Annotated in this window: 22 protein-coding genes, 1 pseudogene and 1 riboswitch; of the genes and pseudogenes, 15 read left to right on the top strand and 8 right to left on the bottom strand. The window is 61.5% G+C overall.

From position 1 onward, the window contains the following. Positions 1–6 precede the first annotated feature (6 nt). Positions 7–957 (top strand): MBL fold metallo-hydrolase, encoded by a 951-nt coding sequence (locus GC125_RS13565; RefSeq protein WP_151986126.1) that lies wholly within the window; start codon positions 7–9, stop codon positions 955–957. Positions 958–976: 19 nt separating this feature from the next. Here the strand turns inward: GC125_RS13565 and GC125_RS13560 are convergent, their stop codons facing one another. After that, on the bottom strand, positions 977–1,366 hold the full coding sequence (locus GC125_RS13560) for a type II toxin-antitoxin system VapC family toxin (protein WP_199864573.1): 390 nt from the start codon (positions 1,364–1,366) through the stop codon (positions 977–979). Next, positions 1,345–1,569, bottom strand: a complete 225-nt coding sequence (locus tag GC125_RS13555) for a type II toxin-antitoxin system Phd/YefM family antitoxin (protein WP_151986124.1) — start codon at positions 1,567–1,569, stop codon at positions 1,345–1,347. The genes GC125_RS13560 and GC125_RS13555 overlap by 22 nt, the downstream gene beginning before the upstream one ends. A 63-nt stretch (positions 1,570–1,632) precedes the next feature. Between GC125_RS13555 and GC125_RS13550 the strand changes: the two genes are divergently transcribed. The 4 genes from GC125_RS13550 (at position 1,633) to GC125_RS13535 (ending at position 5,471) form a co-directional block, all read left to right on the top strand. Continuing rightward, positions 1,633–3,252 (top strand): FAD-dependent oxidoreductase, encoded by a 1,620-nt coding sequence (locus tag GC125_RS13550; protein ID WP_151986123.1) that lies wholly within the window; start codon positions 1,633–1,635, stop codon positions 3,250–3,252. Further along, entirely contained in the window at positions 3,249–3,446 is a 198-nt protein-coding gene (locus GC125_RS13545; protein WP_151986122.1) for a DUF2783 domain-containing protein, read from the top strand. Before GC125_RS13550 ends, GC125_RS13545 begins: the two co-directional genes overlap by 4 nt. A 67-nt stretch (positions 3,447–3,513) precedes the next feature. After that, a complete protein-coding gene (mgrA, locus tag GC125_RS13540; protein ID WP_151986121.1) occupies positions 3,514–4,566 on the top strand; it encodes an L-glyceraldehyde 3-phosphate reductase in 1,053 nt (350 codons plus the stop codon). Between the two features lie 60 nt (positions 4,567–4,626). Further along, positions 4,627–4,813: riboswitch (cobalamin riboswitch) on the top strand. A 49-nt stretch (positions 4,814–4,862) separates the two neighbouring features. After that, complete coding sequence (locus tag GC125_RS13535) at positions 4,863–5,471, top strand: HupE/UreJ family protein (protein ID WP_151986120.1); 609 nt, start codon at positions 4,863–4,865, stop codon at positions 5,469–5,471. 94 nt (positions 5,472–5,565) lie between these two features. On the opposite strand, the gene znuA is transcribed toward GC125_RS13535, so the two are convergent. After that, positions 5,566–6,675, bottom strand: coding sequence for a zinc ABC transporter substrate-binding protein ZnuA (gene znuA, locus GC125_RS13530; protein WP_151986119.1), 1,110 nt, complete (start codon positions 6,673–6,675; stop codon positions 5,566–5,568). Between the two features lie 110 nt (positions 6,676–6,785). On the opposite strand from znuA, the gene GC125_RS13525 reads away from it, so the two are divergent. The 5 genes from GC125_RS13525 to GC125_RS20385 all read left to right on the top strand — a co-directional run bounded on the left by GC125_RS13525 (position 6,786) and on the right by GC125_RS20385 (position 10,632). Beyond that, positions 6,786–7,691, top strand: coding sequence for an ATP-binding cassette domain-containing protein (locus tag GC125_RS13525; protein WP_151986118.1), 906 nt, complete (start codon positions 6,786–6,788; stop codon positions 7,689–7,691). Beyond that, positions 7,681–8,505, top strand: a complete 825-nt coding sequence (locus GC125_RS13520; protein ID WP_151987909.1) for a metal ABC transporter permease — start codon at positions 7,681–7,683, stop codon at positions 8,503–8,505. Before GC125_RS13525 ends, GC125_RS13520 begins: the two co-directional genes overlap by 11 nt. Continuing rightward, positions 8,502–8,918, top strand: coding sequence for a Fur family transcriptional regulator (locus GC125_RS13515; RefSeq protein WP_286165513.1), 417 nt, complete (start codon positions 8,502–8,504; stop codon positions 8,916–8,918). Before GC125_RS13520 ends, GC125_RS13515 begins: the two co-directional genes overlap by 4 nt. Positions 8,919–9,046: 128 nt before the next feature. Beyond that, a complete protein-coding gene (gene dusA, locus GC125_RS13510; protein ID WP_151987905.1) occupies positions 9,047–10,039 on the top strand; it encodes a tRNA dihydrouridine(20/20a) synthase DusA in 993 nt (330 codons plus the stop codon). 86 nt (positions 10,040–10,125) lie between these two features. Then, positions 10,126–10,632: a Kazal-type serine protease inhibitor domain-containing protein gene (locus GC125_RS20385; RefSeq protein ID WP_151986117.1), complete on the top strand. Its 507-nt coding sequence runs from the start codon at positions 10,126–10,128 to the stop codon at positions 10,630–10,632. A gap of 164 nt (positions 10,633–10,796) precedes the next feature. Here the strand turns inward: GC125_RS20385 and GC125_RS13500 are convergent, their stop codons facing one another. Beyond that, a complete protein-coding gene (locus tag GC125_RS13500; RefSeq protein WP_126009980.1) occupies positions 10,797–11,009 on the bottom strand; it encodes a cold-shock protein in 213 nt (70 codons plus the stop codon). 379 nt (positions 11,010–11,388) lie between these two features. Here GC125_RS13500 and GC125_RS13495 point away from each other — a divergent pair. After that, positions 11,389–11,784, top strand: a pseudogene (locus GC125_RS13495) (cell wall hydrolase); the annotation flags it as partial. A 25-nt stretch (positions 11,785–11,809) separates the two neighbouring features. Here GC125_RS13495 and GC125_RS13490 read toward each other — a convergent pair. Next, positions 11,810–12,289, bottom strand: a complete 480-nt coding sequence (locus GC125_RS13490) for an NUDIX hydrolase (RefSeq protein ID WP_151986115.1) — start codon at positions 12,287–12,289, stop codon at positions 11,810–11,812. Between the two features lie 102 nt (positions 12,290–12,391). Beyond that, complete coding sequence (locus tag GC125_RS13485; protein WP_151986114.1) at positions 12,392–13,933, bottom strand: sensor histidine kinase; 1,542 nt, start codon at positions 13,931–13,933, stop codon at positions 12,392–12,394. Between the two features lie 180 nt (positions 13,934–14,113). Between GC125_RS13485 and GC125_RS13480 the strand changes: the two genes are divergently transcribed. From GC125_RS13480 to GC125_RS13470, 3 genes are all read left to right on the top strand, one after another. Further along, positions 14,114–14,725 carry a glutathione S-transferase family protein gene (locus GC125_RS13480; RefSeq protein ID WP_151986113.1) on the top strand — a complete coding sequence of 204 codons (612 nt, stop codon included), beginning with the start codon at positions 14,114–14,116 and terminating at the stop codon, positions 14,723–14,725. An 11-nt stretch (positions 14,726–14,736) separates the two neighbouring features. Next, positions 14,737–15,399 (top strand): uracil-DNA glycosylase family protein, encoded by a 663-nt coding sequence (locus GC125_RS13475; RefSeq protein WP_286165512.1) that lies wholly within the window; start codon positions 14,737–14,739, stop codon positions 15,397–15,399. A 111-nt stretch (positions 15,400–15,510) separates the two neighbouring features. Next, entirely contained in the window at positions 15,511–15,999 is a 489-nt protein-coding gene (locus tag GC125_RS13470; RefSeq protein WP_151986112.1) for an Lrp/AsnC family transcriptional regulator, read from the top strand. A 3-nt stretch (positions 16,000–16,002) separates the two neighbouring features. On the opposite strand, the gene GC125_RS13465 is transcribed toward GC125_RS13470, so the two are convergent. Both GC125_RS13465 and GC125_RS13460 read right to left on the bottom strand, forming a co-directional pair. Further along, the gene (locus GC125_RS13465; protein ID WP_199864572.1) at positions 16,003–16,464 is read right to left on the bottom strand and encodes a PAS domain-containing protein; all 462 of its coding nucleotides are present in this window, start codon (positions 16,462–16,464) and stop codon (positions 16,003–16,005) included. A gap of 124 nt (positions 16,465–16,588) precedes the next feature. Continuing rightward, positions 16,589–17,458, bottom strand: coding sequence for an NAD(P)-dependent oxidoreductase (locus GC125_RS13460; RefSeq protein ID WP_151986110.1), 870 nt, complete (start codon positions 17,456–17,458; stop codon positions 16,589–16,591). 83 nt (positions 17,459–17,541) lie between these two features. Here GC125_RS13460 and GC125_RS13455 point away from each other — a divergent pair, with 83 nt between their 5' ends. Then, positions 17,542–20,007, top strand: a complete 2,466-nt coding sequence (locus GC125_RS13455; protein WP_151986109.1) for a penicillin acylase family protein — start codon at positions 17,542–17,544, stop codon at positions 20,005–20,007. The last annotated feature ends 145 nt before the right edge of the window (positions 20,008–20,152 follow it).

The following is a 20,152-nucleotide window of genomic DNA, read 5'->3' as shown; positions in this document are numbered from 1 at the left end:
ATCCCGATGGCAAAAGCGTTCGCGTCGCAGGGCGACATGCCTGACAAGAAGATCTCGTTCACCGAGGTGGGCCGGGATCTCTGGGCATTCACCGCGGAAGGCGATCCCAATACGGGCGTGATCATCGGTGACGACAGCGTCATGATCGTTGATGCGCAGGCGACGCCGCGGCTGGCCAACATGGTCGTCGAAAAGGTTCGCTCCGTCACCGACAAGCCGATCAAGCACGTGGTGCTGACGCATTACCACGCCGTGCGGGTGCTTGGTGCCTCGGCGTACGCGGCCTCGGAGATCATCATGTCGGACAAGGCGCGCGCGATGGTGGTCGAGCGCGGCCAGGAAGACTGGGATTCGGAATTCGAACGCTTTCCCCGGTTATTCCAGGGCCATGAGAGCATCCCGGGCCTCACCTGGCCGACGCAGACTTTGGCGGGCCGTATGACGGTCTATCTCGGCACGCGCCGCGTCGATCTCATGCATCTCGGCCGTGCGCACACCGCCGGCGACATCGTCGCCCATGTGCCGGACGCCAATGTGATGTTTACCGGCGACATCGTCGAATATCACTCGGCCTGCTACTGCGGAGATGGCCATTTCGGTGACTGGGGCGGCACGCTCGACGCCATCAAGGCCTTCGATGTCGACGCGATCGCGCCTGGCCGCGGCGACGCGCTCGTTGGAAAGGCGCTCGTGGGCGAGGCGATCGAGAACACACGCGATTTCGTCGAAAGCACTTACCGTCCGGCAAAGCGCATCGCCGCACGTGGTGGCTCGCTGAAAGAGACGTGGGATGCGGTGCGCGCCGACTGCGATCCGAAATTCGCCAGCTACGCCATCTACGAGCACTGCCTCCCGTTCAACGTCGCCCGCGCCTATGACGAGGCCCGCGGCATCGACACGCCGCGCATTTGGACGGCCGAACGCGACAAGGCGATGTGGAGCGCGCTGCAAGCCTGAGGTTGGAGAGGCTTCAGGCTTAGGCGATATCAACCGCATATCGGGCAAACTGACTGTCCGAAGTCAGAATGGTCAAGCCAACCATTTTCGCTTGAGCGATGAGGAGACGATCAAAGGGATCGCGATGATAATGCGGCAAATCTTTCAAGGCGTCGATGTGCGCCAATTCGATCGGAAGAATAGAGAAGCCGGCGCTCTCGATCTGTTCGTTCAGCTTTGGCGGTGCCTCCAGCTTTCCCAGCGCGGTCTTGATGGCGATTTCCCAAAGCGAAGCAATGCTGACGAAGACCACCGCATCGGAATTGAGGATCGCCACGTGCTCTGCGGCGAGCTCCTTCGATCCATCGAGTGCCCAGATCAGAACATGGGTATCCGCGAGATAGGCGGTCACTTGACGTACTCGTCCCATTCAGGACCGAGCACATCGAAATCGTCTGCGATCTTGAACTGCCCCTTGAACGCGCCAATCCTTGGGAGCGTGCGAGCAGACTTTTCGGCGCTTAGCTTCACATATGGCTTGCCATGCCGCGTCACGACAATGTCCTCACCGGCGGCTGCTTTGCGCAGGATTTCCGACAGGTTCGCCTTCATTTCCGCAACGGTCACGTTCATGGCGAGCTCCGATTATTATGGCCATAATTTAGGTCGTAGTTGCCATCCCCGCAAGGTTGCCTGATGCCGACCTTTACCCACACGCCCTTCGAAGTGATCTGTCCGCCGGAGCTTGCGGGCGGTGAGGTGCCCGAGCAGTATCAGGTCGTCATCGTCGGGGCAGGGCCGATCGGTCTGGCTCTGGCGATCGATCTCGCGCTGAAAGGCGTGGCTTCCGTCGTGCTTGACGACAACGACGTTGTGTCCGTCGGTTCGCGGGCCATTTGCTGGGCGAAGCGGTCGTTGGAAATCTTCGATCGTCTCGGTGTCGCCGATCGCATGCTCGCGAAGGGCGTCACTTGGAAGGTCGGCCGGCTCTTCCACCGCGACCGCGAGGTGTACAATTTCGACCTGCTGCCTGAAGCCGGGCATAAGATGCCGGCCTTCATCAACCTCCAGCAATATTACGTGGAGCATTATCTGGTCGATCGGTGCCGGGACTTCCCAGATCTGATCGAACTGCGCTTTCGCAACAAGGTCGTGGCGTTGCGCCAGCAGGGAGATGGCGCGCGTCTTTCGGTGGAGACGCCCTTCGGCGCCTACGATCTAACCGCCGACTGGCTGATGGCTTGCGATGGCTCCAGGTCTGCGCTGCGCGACATGATGGGTCTGGAGTTCAGCGGCCGGCTGTTCGAGGAGCGCTTCCTCATCGCCGACATTCGCATGGACGACGATCTCTTCGCCTCCGGCGAGGCCGAGCGGCATTTCTGGTTCGAGCCGCCGTTTCACGAAGGGCAATCGGCGCTTCTCCACAAGCAGCCGGACAACATCTACCGCATCGACCTGCAACTCGGCTGGGATGCAGATCCCCTCGAAGAGAAACGCCCGGAAAAGGTTCTCCCGCGCATCCGGGCCATCGTCGGCGACAGGCCGTTCGGACTGGACTGGGTGTCGGTCTACACGTTTCAGTGCCGCCGGCTCGATCGGTTCGTCCATGACCGCGTCGTCTTCGTCGGCGACAGCGCCCATGTGGTGTCGCCCTTCGGCGCGCGCGGCGGCAATGGCGGCATGCACGACGTCGACAATCTCGGCTGGAAACTCGCGGCGGTCATCCAGGGCAAGGCACCGGAGACGTTGATCGAGAGCTACAATGAAGAACGTGTCCACGGCGCCGACGAGAACATTGCGCAGTCCGCCAACGCGACCAATTTCATGACTCCGAAGACGGAGATGGAGCGCATCTTCCGCGATGAGGTCCTTCGGCTTGCGGCTGACGCGCCCTTTGCCCGGCGCCTCGTCAATTCCGGACGGCTGTCGCTGCCCTGTTCGCTGGAAGGAATGTCGATGCAGACGGCATCCGGGGTAGACGCTCCCGTCAAACCGGGCAGTGTTCTGCCCGATGCGCCGGTGCTCAAAGGCAACCGATCGACTTGGCTGCTCAACGAAATCGGCGGCGATTTCTGCGTGCTGACCACGGAGCGGGACCGGCCGATTGCAAACGGCTTGCCGGTCATCCAGGTCGTGGCCGATGCCTCGGCCGGCGAAGACTGCCTGATCGATCTGGAGGGGCACGCCCTCAAACGGCTTGGACAGGGTTTCACCTATCTCGTTCGGCCGGACCAGCACGTCGCGGCAGCGTTTGTCGCGCCCAGCGCCGACGACATTGCCGTCGCCCACAAACGCACGCTTGGAGCCGGCCAATGACCGATCTTCTGCAAGACCGGCTCGGACCTGCCGGCGATCGCTTCTATGCCGAGCTAATGGCGGCGCAACGGACGCTCTCGACCGAAGAGGCACAGCGCTTCAACGCACGGCTCATTCTCCTGATGGCGAACGCCATCGGCGATGGCGAGACGCTCGCTGCGCTGATCCGCGAGGCCGCGCGACGCAAGGCGTGAAGCCTCTTCCGTTTTGGCGGCGGAGCGCCTATCCCTCGCGCTTCAAAGCATGAAGGGAGATTGCGCCATGGCATGGCAGCCGGCTGAAAACCGTTACGAAACGATGCGCTACAACCGTTGCGGCCGCAGCGGGTTGAAGCTTCCCGCGATTTCCCTCGGTCTCTGGCACAATTTCGGCGACGACACGCCCCATCAGACCAAGCGCGACATCTGCCGCCGCGCCTTCGATCTCGGCATCACTCATTTCGACCTCGCCAACAATTACGGCCCGCCGCCCGGATCGGCGGAAACGGCTTTCGGCGAAATCCTGCGGACCGATTTTTCCGGCTACCGCGATCAGCTGATCATCTCTTCCAAGGCCGGCTACGACATGTGGCCGGGGCCCTATGGCGAGTGGGGCAGCCGCAAATACGTGATCGCCTCCTGCGACCAGAGCCTGAAGCGGATGGGTCTCGACTATGTCGACATCTTCTATTCGCACCGGTTCGATCCGGAAACGCCGCTTGAAGAGACGATGATGGCGCTCGATCAGATCGTGCGCTCCGGCAAGGCGCTCTATGCCGGTATCTCGTCCTACAACGCCCAGCGGACGCGGGAAGCCGCAGCGATCCTCAAGGACCTCGGCACGCCGTGCATCATCCACCAGCCGAGCTATTCCATGCTCAACCGCTGGGTCGAGGAGGATGGGCTTCTCGATGCGCTCGATGATCTCGGCATCGGCTCGATCGTGTTCTCGCCACTCGCGCAGGGCATGCTCACGACCAAGTATCTGAAGGGCGTACCTGACGACAGCCGTGCCAGCCAGGGCAAGTCCCTGATGCCGGAGTTCCTGAACGACAAGAACCTCGCCAATATCCGTGCGCTGAACGAGATCGCCGAGAAGCGCGGCCAGACGCTGGCGCAGATGGCAATCGCTTGGGTCCTGCGCGGTGGCCGCGTCACCTCGGCGCTGATCGGCGCGAGCCGTGTGTCGCAGGTGGAGGATTGCGTGGGTGCACTCGCCAATCTCGATTTCACCGATGCCGAGCTTGCCGAAATCGACAGCCATGCCCGCGACGCCGATATCAATCTGTGGGCGGCATCGGCGGAGCGCAAAGGGCCTGCCCGCAGAAAGAAGTGAAGCGTCAGCTTTTGCTCAAGAAATGAGCATCGGCACCGGTTGTGTTTTATCGCAGCCGCTGTCACCAATCGTTGCGACGGTGCCTTGAGTTTCAAGGTGAAACGGGAAGCCGGTGAAAAGCCGGCGCCGCCCCCGCGACTGTCAGGGACGACGCCCCTTCATCATGCCACTGGTGTGCTTCTTGCATCGGGAAGGCGGAGGGGATTGGTCCCGAGCCAGGAGACCGGCCGTCAGCCACGCGGCAAAGCCGCATATACGACCCAAAGGTGGGGCGGAGGGCCCCGAAAGGACAACACATGCGTATCTTGACCACACTTGCAGCCTTCGCGCTTTCGACTGGGGTGGCATTCGCCCATACCGGTCATGGCAGCCATGACAATGCAAGTTTCACCTACGGTTTCATGCATCCGTTGGGCGGCCTGGACCATCTTCTTGCGATGATCGCCGTCGGCTTTCTGGCGTATCTCGTCTCTGACCGAACCAGCTCGAACCGGCCGCTCTGGCTCGTCCCGGCAGCCTTTGTCGGCGCCATGGCGATCGGCGGGATCCTTGGCGCTTTTGCATTCGACCTGCCGCTCGTCGAACTCGGCATCGGCCTGTCGATCGTCGCCATCGGCGCAGCCGCCGCTTTCGGCCGCCAGATGCCGGTCGCTGCGGCCATGGCTCTCGTCGGCTTCTTCGCAATCTTCCATGGTCATGCGCACGGCACCGAAATGCCTCAGGACAGCGCGGGGCTCGCCTATGGCCTCGGCTTCATGGCGGCAACGGCCCTTCTTCATGCTGCGGGCATCGCAGCAGGCCTCGGCATCGGCAAGCTGTCGCGCTCGCAGGGCGTGCTTGCAGCGCGCGCCGGTGGCGGCGTGATGGCGCTTGCCGGTGTCGCCATCGTGGCCGGCATCATCTGATATTTCGCCGGACTGCGATCAACGCGATCAGAGAAAAGGCCCCGGCAGCGCTGTCGGGGCCTTTTTTCGTCGGGGTTTCAATCAAACGTAGTAATCAGCTTTCTTCGCCGAGACATGTCGCGAACGACGTCGCCATGTTGCGCAGAAGCTCGAAGTAGAGATCAGGCCCGTCGGCGATCTCCGCGCCTTCCGGATCCAGCACGCCCGCCTTCGCATCTGTGCCTTCGATCACGACATTGACGATCCGAGGCTCGAATTGCGGCTCGGCGAAGACGCAGGCAGCATCGAGCTCGCTCACGCGCTGGCGCAGTTCGGAGATGCGTTCCGCCCCCGGCGCCACTTCCGGGCTGATCGTAATCGCGCCGGCGGCTTGAAGGCCGAACCGCTCCTCGAAATAGCGATAGGCATCATGAAAGACGATGAAGGGCCGGTCGGCAACCGGTTCGACGGTCGTGGCGATGTCGGTCGACAATTCGTCGATCCGCGACGTCAGGTCATCCGCATTGCTGCGATAGACCTCGGCGTTGTCCGGATCGGCATCAGACAGAGCCGTCACGATCGCGCCCACCATCAACTTCGCATTTTCGGGATCCAGCCAATAATGCGGGTCAGTCCCGGAGTGATCATGCCCGGCATTGTCATCGTCACCATGGTCATGCGCGGCGTCTTCTTCGTCGGCATGGTCGTGACCGTGGTCGTCGTGGCTATGTTCGTCATGGCCGTGGTCGTGCTCTTCGTCATCGTGTGCATGCTCATCGGCGTCATGGCCGGCTTCAGCGTGCTCGTCATGAGCATGGTCGTCGCCATGGTCTCCATGATCGTGTGCCTCGAAGGCGCCGCCTTCGCGGAATTCGAGCCGCGTCAAGCCTTCGGTCTGTTCCAGCGTCACCACGCGGGCATTGGCGCTCAACGTGTCGAGCGGCTGGTCGAGGAAGGGCTCCAGCCCCGGACCGACCCAGAACACGAGCGGCGCGTCCTGCAGCATTGCTGCATCCGAGGGGCGCAGCGTGTAGGTATGCGGGGAGGCGGCGCCCTTGACGAGAAGTTCCGGTTCGCCCACGCCTTCCATCACGCCCGCGACCAGCGAGTGGATCGGCTTGATCGACGTAACCACGCCGTCGAGCGCCAAAGCGGGCGAGGCTGTCAGAGCGGTCGCCGCCATGAACGCGGCGGCCGACGATGCGACGAGAGCGGAAGATTTCATGCTAGTCCCTCAGTTCAGTTGAAATCGTAATCTTATAACGTTTCTTGTGTAACCCTATAACGTGTGCCATATGCGGTGACAAGCGCCGAAATGGCGCATCGAAAGGGTTGATGGTGCAGCGGACAAACCTTGTGGAGATGAGCGGCGTCGGAGTTCGGCGCAGCGGGCGCTGGCTGGTGCGTGGCGTCGATCTCACCATTTCGCCGGGCGAGATCGTGACGCTGATCGGTCCGAATGGCTCCGGCAAGTCGACCACCGCCAAGGCCGCCATCGGGTTGATGAAGGCAGACGAGGGCACTGTCACGCGCAAGCCGGATCTTACGATCGGCTACGTTCCGCAGAAGCTCGCCATAGACTGGACGCTGCCGCTGTCCGTGCGGCGGCTGATGACGCTGACCGGAAGCCGTCCGCGCGCCGAAATCGATGAAGTGCTCGAGGCGGTGGGCATCGCCCATCTGGCCGATGCGGAGGTCCAGCACCTTTCGGGCGGCGAATTCCAGCGCGCCCTGATGGCGCGGGCCATGGTGCGCCGGCCGGATCTCCTCATTCTCGACGAGCCGGTTCAAGGTGTCGATTTCTCCGGCGAGATTGAGCTTTACGATCTCATCAAGCAGATTCGCGACCGTACGGGCTGCGGCATTCTGCTGATCTCCCACGATCTGCATGTGGTGATGGCAGAAACAGATACGGTCATCTGCCTCAATGGCCATGTCTGCTGCCGCGGCGCGCCGGAGATCGTGGCTCAGAGCCCGGAATATCTGCAGTTGTTCGGCGCGCGCGCAGCTTCGACGCTGGCGGTCTACAGCCATCGTCACGACCACACCCATCTGCCCGACGGCCGGGTCAAGCATGCCGATGGTTCGGTGACGGACCATTGTCATCCCGATGACGGCCATCACCACGATCATGATCATAGCCACCAGCCGCATGATCACGCCGAGAGCGCCCCGGCTCCGAGCCATGAGCATGGTCATGAGCACGAGCAGGGGCACAGGGGGCATCACCATGCTGGATGACTTCTTCATCCGCGCGCTGGTCGCCGGCATCGGCGTCGCCATCACGGTCGGCCCGCTCGGCTGCTTCATCGTGTGGCGGCGTATGGCCTATTTCGGGGATACCATGGCGCATTCGGCTCTGCTGGGCGTCGCCATCGCGTTTCTCCTCGATATCAACCTGATGGTCGGGGTCTTCGTCGTCGCTGCACTCGTGTCGGCGGCGCTGCTTCTGCTGCATCGGCGCCAGTCGCTGTCGACAGACGCGCTGCTCGGCATCCTGTCGCATTCGACACTGGCGCTTGGCCTCGTCATGGTCGCCTTCATGACCTGGGTGCGGATCGACCTGATGGGCTTCCTCTTCGGCGATATCCTCGCCGTGTCGCACACGGACATCGCCTTCATCTGGGGTGGCGGCGCGCTGGTGCTGGCGGGCATCGCCTGGCTCTGGCGCCCTCTGTTGGCCGCGACCGTCAATGCCGAGCTTGCCGAAGCGGAAGGCATGCATCCGGAACGCGCGCGCGTCGCCTTCATGCTGCTGATGGCGCTCCTGATCGCGATTGCCATGAAGATCGTCGGCATCCTGCTCATCACCTCGCTCCTGATCATTCCCGCGGCCACAGCCCGCCGCTTCTCAGGCACGCCGGAAATGATGGCCGTCATGGCATCGCTCATCGGCGTCGTCGCCGTCGTTTCAGGCTTGTTCGGTTCGTTGCAGTTCGATACGCCTTCGGGACCGTCGATCGTGGTTGCCGCGCTTGCCCTGTTCCTCGTCAGCCAGATCGCGCCGGTGGCTCGCAGATCCGGGCCACAGCCGCAGGAAGGAGGTCGCCGATGACCACCCATGTTCACGAACGTAAAATGAGCGACCTGACCAAGAACCAGAAACTCGTCTTCGATGCGCTGAGCAGCGCGGAGGGGCCCTTGAGCGCCTATACGATCCTCGACCAGCTTCGCGACGAGGGGTTTCGGGCGCCGCTGCAGGTCTATCGCGCACTCGACAAGCTGCAGGAACTCGGGCTCGTCCACCGGCTCGAAAGCCTCAATTCCTTCATCGCCTGCGCCCACCCCCATTGCGCAAGCCACGGCATGATCGGCTTTGCGATCTGCGAGAATTGCGGCCAGGTCGAAGAGTTCTCCGACGCCGAGATCGAAACGCGCCTCGGCACATGGATGCGCGAACGCGCCTTCAAGCCGCGCAAGACGACGGTGGAACTGCGCGGTCTCTGCGCGACCTGCTCCACCCACTGAGAACGCGCGGTCGCCATCCCGAGTGATCGAGCGTCGGGGTTGCTGATGGAACAATTATCACCGATATGTCCGTTGCAACTGGCTTCCTGGATGGAACGCCGCATTATCAATGCCCGATCAGGCAGGCCATGACCTACGCCCAGCATAGATTCGCGATCGCGCCGATGATGGACTGGACGGACAGGCACTGTCGCTTTCTCCATCGCCTGCTGACGAAGCGCAGCCTGCTCTATACCGAGATGGTCGTCGCCGACGCGGTGATCCATGGCGATCGAAACCGGCTTCTCGGTTTTGATCCGGTCGAACATCCCGTCTCCCTCCAGATAGGGGGATCGGATCCTGGGAAGCTTGCCGAAGCCGCTCGGATCGGCGCCGATTTCGGCTATGACGAGATCAACCTGAATTGCGGCTGTCCGTCGGACAGGGTGCAGTCCGGCACCTTCGGTGCATGCCTCATGCAAACGCCCGGGCTCGTCGCTCAAGGCGTGGCGGCCATGCGAAGTGCCGTCTCGATACCCGTCACGGTGAAATGCCGGATCGGCGTGGATGACCAAGACCCGGAACAGGCGCTGGATGCGCTCGCGATGGCCGTTCTGGATGCCGGCGCAGATGCGCTTTGGGTGCACGCCCGCAAGGCCTGGCTGCAGGGGCTCAGTCCGAAAGAAAACCGGGACATCCCGCCGCTCGACTACGATCGCGTCTATCGGCTCAAGCAGAAGTTTCCGCATGTTTTCATCGGGATCAATGGCGGCGTTCAGGATTTGAATCAGGCTGCTGATCATCTGCGCCACATCGATGGCGTCATGATGGGGAGGGCCGCCTATCACAACGCGGCTCAACTGGCCGATGTGGACCGGTTGATCTACGGTGAGGATCCCGCACCGGTGGAATGGGCCGACGTGCGAGACGCAATGATGGAACATACCGCCCGGCATATGGCGGCTGGCGGCAGGTTGGTCCACGTTACGCGGCACATGATTGGTCTTTTCCAGGGCGTTCCGGGTGCCCGGCGCTTCCGACAAATCCTGTCGGAGCGCTCCAGTCAGCGTGGAGCCGGTCCGGACGTCATCGCCGAAGCGTTCGTCGCGATGGAAGGGCTCGACGGCCGTCTCGCCGCGTGAGATCGGTTGCGCCTACAACCGGACAGCGGTAGCATCCGCCACGAGCGAAGATGTCTCTTCGCCTTCGCCGAGCGAGGAGGCTCTGTATGTCGTTTCTTTCCGCAAAATCGGTTGGTGTTTCGCTTGTCCTCTTGTCGATCCTGTCGGGCTGCGTTGTCGTAGACGACGGTCCGCGTCCGTTTCCGCCCGGTCCTCCTGGACCGCCGCCCGGGCCGCAAGCCTGTCCTCAGATCTACGCTCCTGTGTGCGGCGATCGAAACGGTCGTCTCGAGACACTACCCAACCAGTGCGTGGCGCGTGCGCAAGGCTTCCGCGTTGTCGCCGATGGCGAATGCCGCCGGCCTGGCCCACCGCCGCGTCCCGGTTTCCCCGGCGGACCCGGACCCGGGCCTGGTCCAGGTTGGGGTGGTCCTGGTGGACCTGGCCCAGGTTGGGGTGGTGGTCCCGGACCGGGTCGCCCAGGCGGTCCCGGCATCTGCACCCGCGAATATGCGCCCGTTTGCGGCCGTCGCGGTCCGCAGTTCCAGACCTTCGGCAATTCGTGCGAAGCGGACAACTCCGGCTTCCGCGTTGTCGCTCAGGGCCCCTGCTAAAGCTTCGTCACATCACCACGCATTCTATCCAAAGGGCGGCTCTCGGGCCGCCCTTTCTTGTTCACTCATCCCAGTAGAGTTGCTTCAAACAAAAAGGGGCGACCCGAGGGTCGCCCTTTCATGTGTGCCGGACCGGTCCGAAGACCGGCCGAAAGTATCAGCGCTTAGAGCTGCTGCAGGTTGACTGCTTTGTCACCCTTGCCGCGACGGTCGGCTTCCGTGTCGAAGGAGACCTTGTCGCCTTCGTTCAGATGCGCAATGCCGGAGGCCTGGAGAGCGGAGATGTGGACGAAAACGTCCTTTGCACCGCCATCAGGAGTGATAAAGCCGTAGCCTTTGTCGGTGTTGAAGAACTTTACGGTGCCCGTCTGAGCCATGGTACTGGGTCCTTTTCCCGGTTGTTTCCGACCGCCGCACGCCTATCGCGCGGATGGCCAGGCCGCGATCCGCGGCGGTGTCGAGCAGTCACGTACGGGGAAAGAACGTCAGTCCAGTCTCCGGGTCAGCACATCCCGAACAGCTTGAGCGTATGCATGACTTGAAAACAAACGCAAGTAAATTTGCGAAGAGCCTTTCTGAGGCTGCTGTCACTCTATTGCCTCATTGCGTCGTCAGCAGAAGCCTTGTTTTGCGTAAAGAGGGTTTTCCATGGGCGATCAGCTGGCTTCAGGCCGGTCTTTCGGCGTACGGGCCATTGTCGGGATGGCAATTGTCGCGTCACTCAGCGGCTGTATGGCGAATAACGCCATCGACGAGATGGCCACCGGTTCCATTGCTCCAACACCTGTGGCCGATAGCGAAAAGGATCGGGAGTGCCTCGAGCGCGCGATCTATTTCGAATCCAACCGTTCCAGTGAAGAAGGTCTCGTTGCCGTCGGGACCGTCGTCATGAATCGTGTCGAGGCGGAAGAGTTTCCCGATACGATCTGCGAAGTGGTCGGCCAGAAGAACCAGTTCGCCCCAGGCGTGCTTTCACGGGAAATGCCGCGTGAAAAGGTGCCGGACGTCGTCGCTGCCGCCGACAAGGTTCTCGATGGCCACCGTCATCCAAGCTTGGATGAAGCGAAGTTTTTTCACATGGCGGGCCTGAGCTTCCCGTACAAGAACATGCACTACCAGCTCGAGGCGGGCGGGAACGCGTTCTACGAACGGCACTGATGGCAGCGGATCGTAAAGGTCAGTTCCGCGAGGATCGGCCGGAAATGTCGACGCGCATGATGCGGTCGAACTTAGCGATGAGCTGGGCCGCGCCGTCGTCTGTCAGGAGTTCGTCCAGCTCGGCCAGGTTTGCCCATTTGCGGATGCGCTGACCTTTCTCAGGCCAATGGTCCAGCATCTCCTCGACCCGCAGCGCAAAGAGCAGCACGGTCACAGAGAGGGGGCGGGGACGTTGCTTGGTCGTACGATAGATGCCGATCGGCTCGCCATGAAGCCTGCCGCGCACGCCTGCTTCTTCGAGCGCTTCTTGCATGGCCGATTGACCGGCCGTCTTTCCCTTTACCAATCCGCCTTTGGGAAGAATCCAGCGTCCGGTTCCCCGTGACGTCACCACGAGATAGTCGACGTCGCCAGTTTCACGCAGGCGATAGGGTAGAGCCCCATACTGAATGAGGCTCCCTTCGCGCGTCTGGTCGATGGTCGCGGGCGTCGAATTCATGGAATCCAAGCGAATCAATTGGATGATTGAAGTTGATGATGTCCGTGCTTTAGCAGTCGTGTAAAGAAAAAGAGCGCCGTCAGCGTTTGATCGCCGGCGTATTCAAGCAAAAACCGGCTTCTTCTGCTTCGTCGTATAGATGCTGTCGTCGTCGATTGGCGGAATGCTCTGCAGAACGCGCCGCGGTGGCAGGATTGCGATCGCTTCCGTACCCTCGCGCAACTTCGAGCGCAGCACGAACTGGCCACCGTGCTTGGCGAGGATGGCCTGGACGATCGGCAGACCAAGTCCCGTTCCCTGTTCGGCGCTCTTGATTGCGACTGAGCCTTGCCCGAACGCGGACAGCACAATCGGGATTTCTTCTTCGGGTATTCCCGGACCGTCATCGACCACTGACAGATACTGGCCACCGCCGGCGGTCCAACCCACCTTCACGGTAACGATGCCGTTTTGCGGCGTAAACTTCACGGCGTTGGACAGAAGGTTGAGCACAACCTGCCGCATAGCACGCTCATCGACCCACACCAGCGGCAGAGACGGTTCGACCTGGGCCCGAATATCGATGTGCTTGCTGCGTGCCTTCAGCTGCACCATGCCGATGCAATCCTCGGCGATCTCGACGAGTGACAAGGCTTCCTCGCTCAGGTCGTAGCGACCGGCCTCGATCCTCGACAGGTCGAGGATCTCGTTGATGAGATTGAGCAGGTGCTCGCCGGAGCGGTGAATGTCGGCGGCGTAGTCCTTGTAGGTTGGGTTTGGCATCGGCCCGAGGACTTCTTGGCTCATGACCTCCGAGAACCCAAGAATGGCATTGAGAGGGGTTCTGAGTTCATGGCTCATGGAAGCCAGGAACCGCGACTTTGCGAGGTTTGCCTCCTCTGCCCGCCTTCGCGCTTCGTCGGATACGGCGTTCGCCACTTCCAACTCCGCGATCAGCGCCACTTTTTCCGATTGAAAGGAGAGAAGCGTCAAATTGGACACGTAGAGCCGGTTCGAAACGAACACGAAGTAGCAGAAGGCCGCGCCTAGAACGGCCGCCATGCCGATGTCGTAGGGGCTCCCGTGAAAATAGGCGCTGAGGCCCAGTGCGATCACAGGCGGTCCGAACGAAGCGATGATCGCCCGCTTCAGAGTGAATGTCGCCATCGCCGAAGCGGCGAGGGCAACCAGCAGGATGACGCCCTTGTAGAAAGAGAAGGATGGACCGGAGCAGGTCGCACAGTCCTGATAGGCGAAGATCGCCCAGCACAGGCCGATAACCAGATGTGCGCCGAGAAAGCGGATGGTCCATTTTCTCGTTGTCGGCGGATCGAAGTTTTGGACCGATGCACGGCGCGCCAGGAAGACCAGAATGGCGTAGGCGGCCAGCGTTACGGCCGACCAGGGGATCAATTCGAAAGATTCGCCGAAATAAATGCTGATGCCCGTCGCCGCCAGAACGAGCAAAGGCATCGCCGCCGCGCCCTGAAGCAGCGAATTGATATGCAGAAGCATCATCTCACGCGCGAAATGGTGGCTCAGCGGTTGCCGGAACTGAAGCCTTTCACGGGTTGCGCGCACGGCTTGAGACACACCTGCATTGCGCTGCGGGCGTGATCGGTCGACGATATTCTTGTCGCCGGTGCTCTCGAGTGCGATCGTCATCGTCCGTCTTGGGTCATGCGGTTATTTGCCGGAAGGTTAACGAGAATTTATTAAGAAGACCCTTCGAAGGAGGTACCGCGCCCATGCTCCATGCGATTGCGGCCATCGCGGCGAGCCCCTAAAACGAGGCACGAAGCATGGGAAATAGCTCGCCTGCGGCATTGGGAGGACGTTCGGTTCATGAAGCTTCATGATGGGGGCAAGGCGCCAAACCCCAGGCGTGTGTCGATCTTCTTGGCCGAGAAAGGCATCGAGATCGAGCGTGTGCCGGTCGACATGGGAGCGCTTGGCCACAAGAGCGATGCTCTCAGCAAACTCAACCCGTTGCAGCGTTTGCCTGTCTTGGAACTTGATGACGGAACGGTGCTGACCGAGTCCGTTGCGATATGCCGATACATCGAAACGCTTCACCCTGAGCCCAACCTTTTCGGCCACCGCGGTTTGGAAGAGGCGCAGGTCGAGATGTGGAACCGCCGCGTCGAACTCAACTTTCTAAACTCTGTCGCGGCCGTTTTCAGGCACCTCCATCCCGCGATGAAGGAATGGGAAGTTCCGCAGGTGAAGGAATGGGGCGAGGCCAACCGGCCGCGCGTCATCGAGTTTCTTTCGTTCCTGGATGGCGAGCTTGCTCATCGCGATTTCATTGCCGGCGACCGGTTCACCATCGCCGACATCTCGGCCATGGTCTCCGTAGGCTTCATGAAACCAGCGAAGATCGAGATGCCTGAGCATCTTGCTCACTTGCGCGCCTGGCATGAACGCGTCAGCGCTCGACCGAGCGCCAGCGCCTGACGGCTTCGCGCTTGGCTTGCGACTTTGACGGCCTGGCTGCACTCGGCGAGAGCATCGCTTCGTGCCGCATCTGCCGGGATCGTCCCGATCCGCGCTCAAGGCCTCTGGCCCATGAGCCACGGCCGGTTTGCATTCTGTCCTCCATTGCGCGGATCGTCATCTGCGGCCAGGCGCCGGGTACCCGCGTCCACGCGTCTGGCCGTCCTTTCACGGACCCGTCCGGAGATCGGTTGCGAACCTGGCTGGGTGTGGATAAGTCGGAATTCTATGATCCGGCCCAGTTCGCAATCGTGCCGATGGGGTTCTGTTTTCCAGGGCTCGATGCCAAGGGCGGCGACCGTCCGCCCCGGCGCGAGTGTCGCGCCAACTGGCACGACACGGTCTTCGCCGCGATGCCCCAGATCGATCTCGTTCTGGCGGTCGGGCGTTACGCTCAGGATTACCATCTGCCGCAGTGGCGCGGTCGGTCGCTCCACGAGGTCGTGGAATCGTGGGAGCAGATCGAGGATGAGACAGCGCCGGCAGGGCGACTCATCATCCCTCTGCCGCATCCCTCCTGGCGCAACAATGCGTGGTTGTCGCGCAATGTCTGGTTCGACGAAGTACTGGTTCCTTTCTTGCAGAAAGAGGTTGCCGCACGCCTCATTCCCGCCGTTGAACAGCGTGAGCATTGAGGCTCCCGTGGCCCTGTGATAGAGCGAGCATTGCAGACGCCCTGGAACTGCATTCCATCTTGTCGGTCGCGCCAGGGCATCGACGCAAAACCATTCTAGAGAAGACCCATCATGGACCGGCTTGATCGCAAAATTCTCCGTCTTCTTCAGGAAGACTCGACGCTCGCTGTGGCCGACCTCGCGAAAAAGGTGGGCCTCTCGACGACGCCCTGCTGGCGGCGCATCCAGAAGCTCGAAGAAGAAGGCGTCATCCGAAAGCGGGTGGCTCTGCTGGACCCCGCCAAGGTGAACGCCCAGGTGACAGTCTTCGTGTCCATCCGCACAAGCGCGCACAGTCACGAATGGCTGAAGCGTTTTTCGGAAGTGGTGGTCGATTTCCCGGAAGTGGTCGAGTTCTACCGAATGAGCGGCGACGTCGACTATTTGCTGCGTGTCGTCGTGCCCGATATCGCTGCCTACGACAATTTCTACAAGCGCCTGATCCAGCGCATCGAAATTCGAGACGTGTCGTCGAGCTTTGCGATGCAGCAGATCAAGTACACGACAGAGCTTCCGCTCGACTATCTCGTCGTGGATGGCGGCCGTTCGAGCGAATCCTGAGAACTATTCGTCCGCGTGTGCAGCCATGCCGAGCGTCCGGATCGGCTCGAAAAACTCGTAGATCATGCCCACGAATTCTGGTTTGCCGTCGTCGCTCTTGCGATACTTGCCGACCGAGCGAATGAAGCGGAATTCGCTCCCGCGAGAGCGCAACCGAACGATCGCGTGAAACGGCAAGCGGTTGACGGCGGCCTGCTCGACGATTTCGAGCATCGGGCCGAGATCGTTCGGATGAATGACCGCATTGGCTTCCGTCAGGGAGACGGGCCCGTCACGAAACTCCATTCCGAAGATGTCGAAGACGCCGCGCGTCCAGTAGGTCAGGCCTTGCTCGATATCCATGCGCCAGAACCCGATCCGGCGGAAATACGAAGACAGGTCGCAGACATCGTCTGCCGTCAGCCCGATCTGCTCGAACTGTGGGCGCGCACCGGCGAGGGTGTCGAGATCATAGCGGATAAGCACCAGAAGCATCCGTGGTCAGGTTGGCCGTGGCTTCTGCGCCCGGCTTGCTTCAGGTGTATGCTACCCCTGCTAACAGCCTGTAAATACGTTTTGTCAGATTTCGTGTCAGGCTGACGCAGTAAGTCTACTTTTCAAGGCGAGCCAACAGGGAGGACGTATCCCAGCGGTTTCCGCCCATCTTCTGAACCTCTGCATAGAACTGATCGACGAGGGCGGCGACCGGAAGTGACGCGCCGTTACGCCGTGACTCGTCGAGGACGATCGAAAGATCTTTGCGCATCCAGTCGACTGCAAAACCGTGCTCGTAATGACCCTGCAGCATCGTCTTGTACCGGTTTTCCATCTGCCAGGAGCCTGCTGCTCCCTTCGAGATGACATCGACGACAGCCGCGATGTCGAGCCCAGCCTTCATGCCGAAGTGCAGGCCTTCCGACAGGCCCTGGACGAGGCCGGCGATGCAGATCTGGTTGACCATCTTGGTCAACTGGCCGGCGCCGACGTCGCCCATGCGGCCGACCATCTTTGCGTAGGCTTCGATGACCGACTTTGCCTTGTCGAACGTTGCCTGATCGCCGCCGACCATCACGGTCAGCGCGCCGTTCTCGGCACCGGCCTGGCCGCCCGAAACAGGAGCATCGAGGAAGCCGAAACCCTTGTCGGTAGCCACGGCTGCAAGCTCGCGCGCGACTTCTGCAGAAGCGGTGGTGTTGTCGATGAAGATCGCGCCGGATCTTATTGCGTGGAAAGCGCCGTCCGGTCCCGTCGTAACCGCGCGCAGGTCCTCGTCATTGCCGACACAGGTGAAGACGAAGTCTGCATCCTTTGCGCATTCGGCGGGCGTGGGACGCGAGGCGCCGTTGAACTCGGAGGCCCATCTTTCCGCCTTGGCTGCGCTACGGTTATATACCGTGACGTCGTGGCCACCACGATTCTTCAGGTGACCAGCCATGGGATACCCCATGACGCCAAGACCGATGAAAGCGACTTTCGCCATTGCGTTCTCTCCTCATTCAATTTCGAGCCATGCCGGCAGACGAGACCTGTCGACCTGCTTAGGTGCCAACCGGAAATAGATCAATGAAGCGTGTGCTCAAAGTCCTCTTTGCACTGACATTTGCTGTGCTGCCACTTGCGCTTCTGGCCGCCGGTCTCGGCGTGGTCTGGCTGGCCCGTTCGCTGCCTCCCGCCGCCGGCACGATCCAATTGGAAGGAATGAGCGGGCCGGTCACGATCGCGAGGGATGCCAACGGCGTGCCACACATCCGGGGAACATCGCGAAACGACGTGTTCGTTGCGCTCGGCGTCGCCCACGCACAGGATCGGCTTTGGCAGATGGAAGTGGCGCGCATGGCGGCGCAGGGCCGTCTGTCGGAGATGTTCGGGTCGACTACGCTCGACACGGATATCTTCCTGCGCAGCGTAGCCATTTACGAGGCGTCCGTCGCCTCGCTCGCAATTCTGCCGGAGGCCGACCGCCAAGCGCTGCAGCGCTATGCGGATGGCGTCAACGCCTGGCTTCAGCGCGACAACCGCTTCTTTGCTTCGCGCCTGCCGGTCGAATTCGTGGCGCTCGGCCATCAACCCGAGCCATGGACGCCAGCCGACAGCGTCGCCGTCGTCAAGATGATGTCTGTCGGCCTGGCCGCCAATATCGGCGACGAGGTCAACCGTCTCGCCTTCGCACGCCAAGGCCTGAACTCCGAAGAGATCGCCGAACTTTTGCCTCTAGTTCCAGGGCAGGATGCACCGGCACTTCCGGTTCTCATCGATTTGCTGGAACTTCGCAACGCCGCGCCGTTGCAACAAGCGGGCCTTCGCCCGCAACCCTTTGGCCTGATTGAGCATGGCGGCATGACGGGCGAGGGTGCTTCGAACAATTGGGTCGTTTCCGGTCAGCGCACCGATACCGGCTTGCCGATCCTCGCCAATGATCCGCATCTGGGCTTGAGCGCACCTTCGGTCTGGTACCTCGCGCATTTGCGCGTCGACGGAGATGATGATGCGGCCGCGCAGAACCTCGTCGGAGCCACGCTTGCCGGAGCTCCACTCGTGCTGCTTGGCCGCAACGACGATGTCGCCTGGGGCTTCACCAACACCGGGACCGATGTCCAGGACCTGTTCATCGAGCAGGTCCGGCTGGGCGATCCGGATCGCTATCGTACCCCGGACGGATGGGCGCTGTTCGGCAGAAGCGAAGAGACGATCGCCATTTCCGGTGGTGAGTCGCACCGCTTCACGCGTCTCAGCACTAGGCACGGTCCGGTTCTGCCGCGAAGTTACCGCAACCTCGATCGCCTGCTACCCGAAGACCATGTGGCGGCGCTTCAATGGACGGCACTTGCCCGCGACGACACAACCATATCGGTCGGCTTGGCGCTGTGGGACTTCCAAACCGTCGCTGACTTCCAGGCCGGCATGGAAGGCTTCGTGACGCCGATGCAGTCGATCGTCGTTGCGGATCGGCAAGGCGCTATCGGATTGATCGCGCCCGGCCGCGTGCCTGTCCGTCATCCAGACAACCTTGTGATGGGTCGTGCGCCTGTGCCGGGATGGAATGCGATCTATGACTGGCAGGGCTTTGTTGATTTTGACGCACTGCCGCGCGAGACCGATCCGCAAGTGGGCGCCATCGGAACAGCCAATACCCGGATCGTCGGCGATGACTATGCCGAGATGCTGACACTGGACTGGGACGAGCCTTATCGCCAGGAGCGTGTCGACGCGCTCATCGTCGACGCGGACGACCAGCATACGGTGGAATTGTCGCGCGCAGCGCAGGCAGACGTCTATTCGCCGGTTTTCGCCGAACTGATGCCGGTAATGCTGTCGATGGCGCAAAACGAAGGAGAGGGCGATCCCTTTGTGGCCGCGCTTCTGTCCGGCTGGGATTTTCAGATGGGGCGTGATCGTCCCGAACCGCTCATCGCGATGGCTTGGCTTCGCGAGGCGACCCGGGCGATCTTTGCCGACGATCTCGGCCCGGCTTTCGATGGATGGTTCCAGGCCCAGGGTCTGGTGATGGCCAGCGTGCTCGGCGGAGAAACGAACCGCGACTGGTGCGATGATATCGGCACCGAAGCCAGGGAAAGTTGCGCTGCCATCGTGCATCAAGCGCTCGAGCGCGCCCTGGGCGACATCGAACGGCGTTATGGAAACGATAGGAGTGCCTGGAATTGGGGCGCGGCGCACCGTGCATTGAGCGTGCATCAGCCTTTTGGTCAGGTCGCGCCGCTTGATCGCATCTTCAATGTCGAGGTCGAAAGCGGCGGCGGCCCATTCACGCTCGATCGCGGCAGAACGGTCTTTTCGAATGAGGACGATCCGTACGCGAACCGCCACGCATCGAGCTACCGGGCGATCTACGACCTGGCCGATCTGGACGCATCCACGTTCATGATCACCACCGGCCAGTCCGGCAACATCTTCTCGCGCCACTACAGTGATCTGGCCGAGACTTGGAGCAATGTCGAAGCGCTCAGGATTGAAACGGACCCCGCTCAATACGAGCCGTCTGTCGAGGGCGCATGGCAAATAATTCCTTAACGCTTTCATAGACTTTCGTTACGGACGAGGCAGGTGTCCCGATCTCGACGAATGCGTGGAACTCTTTTGACGGATCAGTAGTTGATCCAGCAATCATTCGGGATGACGCCGAGGGCCCGGCCTTGGTGCTTCCATAACCGAGGCA

Source organism: Rhizobium sp. EC-SD404 (genome assembly GCF_902498825.1).
GTDB lineage: Bacteria > Pseudomonadota > Alphaproteobacteria > Rhizobiales > Rhizobiaceae > Georhizobium.
This window is presented reverse-complemented; position numbering and strand designations above follow the sequence as displayed.

Excerpts from the sequence above, each read along its gene's own strand:
- GC125_RS13565 (WP_151986126.1), top strand. The coding sequence starts at position 7 with ATGGCAAAAGCGTTCGCGTCGCAGGGCGACATGCCTGACAAGAAGATC.
- GC125_RS13560 (WP_199864573.1), bottom strand. The coding sequence starts at position 1,366 with ATGGGACGAGTACGTCAAGTGACCGCCTATCTCGCGGATACCCATGTT.
- GC125_RS13555 (WP_151986124.1), bottom strand. The coding sequence starts at position 1,569 with ATGAACGTGACCGTTGCGGAAATGAAGGCGAACCTGTCGGAAATCCTG.
- GC125_RS13550 (WP_151986123.1), top strand. The coding sequence starts at position 1,633 with ATGCCGACCTTTACCCACACGCCCTTCGAAGTGATCTGTCCGCCGGAG.
- GC125_RS13545 (WP_151986122.1), top strand. The coding sequence starts at position 3,249 with ATGACCGATCTTCTGCAAGACCGGCTCGGACCTGCCGGCGATCGCTTC.
- mgrA (WP_151986121.1), top strand. The coding sequence starts at position 3,514 with ATGGCATGGCAGCCGGCTGAAAACCGTTACGAAACGATGCGCTACAAC.
- GC125_RS13535 (WP_151986120.1), top strand. The coding sequence starts at position 4,863 with ATGCGTATCTTGACCACACTTGCAGCCTTCGCGCTTTCGACTGGGGTG.
- znuA (WP_151986119.1), bottom strand. The coding sequence starts at position 6,675 with ATGAAATCTTCCGCTCTCGTCGCATCGTCGGCCGCCGCGTTCATGGCG.
- GC125_RS13525 (WP_151986118.1), top strand. The coding sequence starts at position 6,786 with ATGGTGCAGCGGACAAACCTTGTGGAGATGAGCGGCGTCGGAGTTCGG.
- GC125_RS13520 (WP_151987909.1), top strand. The coding sequence starts at position 7,681 with ATGCTGGATGACTTCTTCATCCGCGCGCTGGTCGCCGGCATCGGCGTC.
- GC125_RS13515 (WP_286165513.1), top strand. The coding sequence starts at position 8,502 with ATGACCACCCATGTTCACGAACGTAAAATGAGCGACCTGACCAAGAAC.
- dusA (WP_151987905.1), top strand. The coding sequence starts at position 9,047 with ATGACCTACGCCCAGCATAGATTCGCGATCGCGCCGATGATGGACTGG.
- GC125_RS20385 (WP_151986117.1), top strand. The coding sequence starts at position 10,126 with ATGTCGTTTCTTTCCGCAAAATCGGTTGGTGTTTCGCTTGTCCTCTTG.
- GC125_RS13500 (WP_126009980.1), bottom strand. The coding sequence starts at position 11,009 with ATGGCTCAGACGGGCACCGTAAAGTTCTTCAACACCGACAAAGGCTAC.
- GC125_RS13490 (WP_151986115.1), bottom strand. The coding sequence starts at position 12,289 with ATGAATTCGACGCCCGCGACCATCGACCAGACGCGCGAAGGGAGCCTC.
- GC125_RS13485 (WP_151986114.1), bottom strand. The coding sequence starts at position 13,933 with ATGACGATCGCACTCGAGAGCACCGGCGACAAGAATATCGTCGACCGA.
- GC125_RS13480 (WP_151986113.1), top strand. The coding sequence starts at position 14,114 with ATGAAGCTTCATGATGGGGGCAAGGCGCCAAACCCCAGGCGTGTGTCG.
- GC125_RS13470 (WP_151986112.1), top strand. The coding sequence starts at position 15,511 with ATGGACCGGCTTGATCGCAAAATTCTCCGTCTTCTTCAGGAAGACTCG.
- GC125_RS13460 (WP_151986110.1), bottom strand. The coding sequence starts at position 17,458 with ATGGCGAAAGTCGCTTTCATCGGTCTTGGCGTCATGGGGTATCCCATG.
- GC125_RS13455 (WP_151986109.1), top strand. The coding sequence starts at position 17,542 with ATGAAGCGTGTGCTCAAAGTCCTCTTTGCACTGACATTTGCTGTGCTG.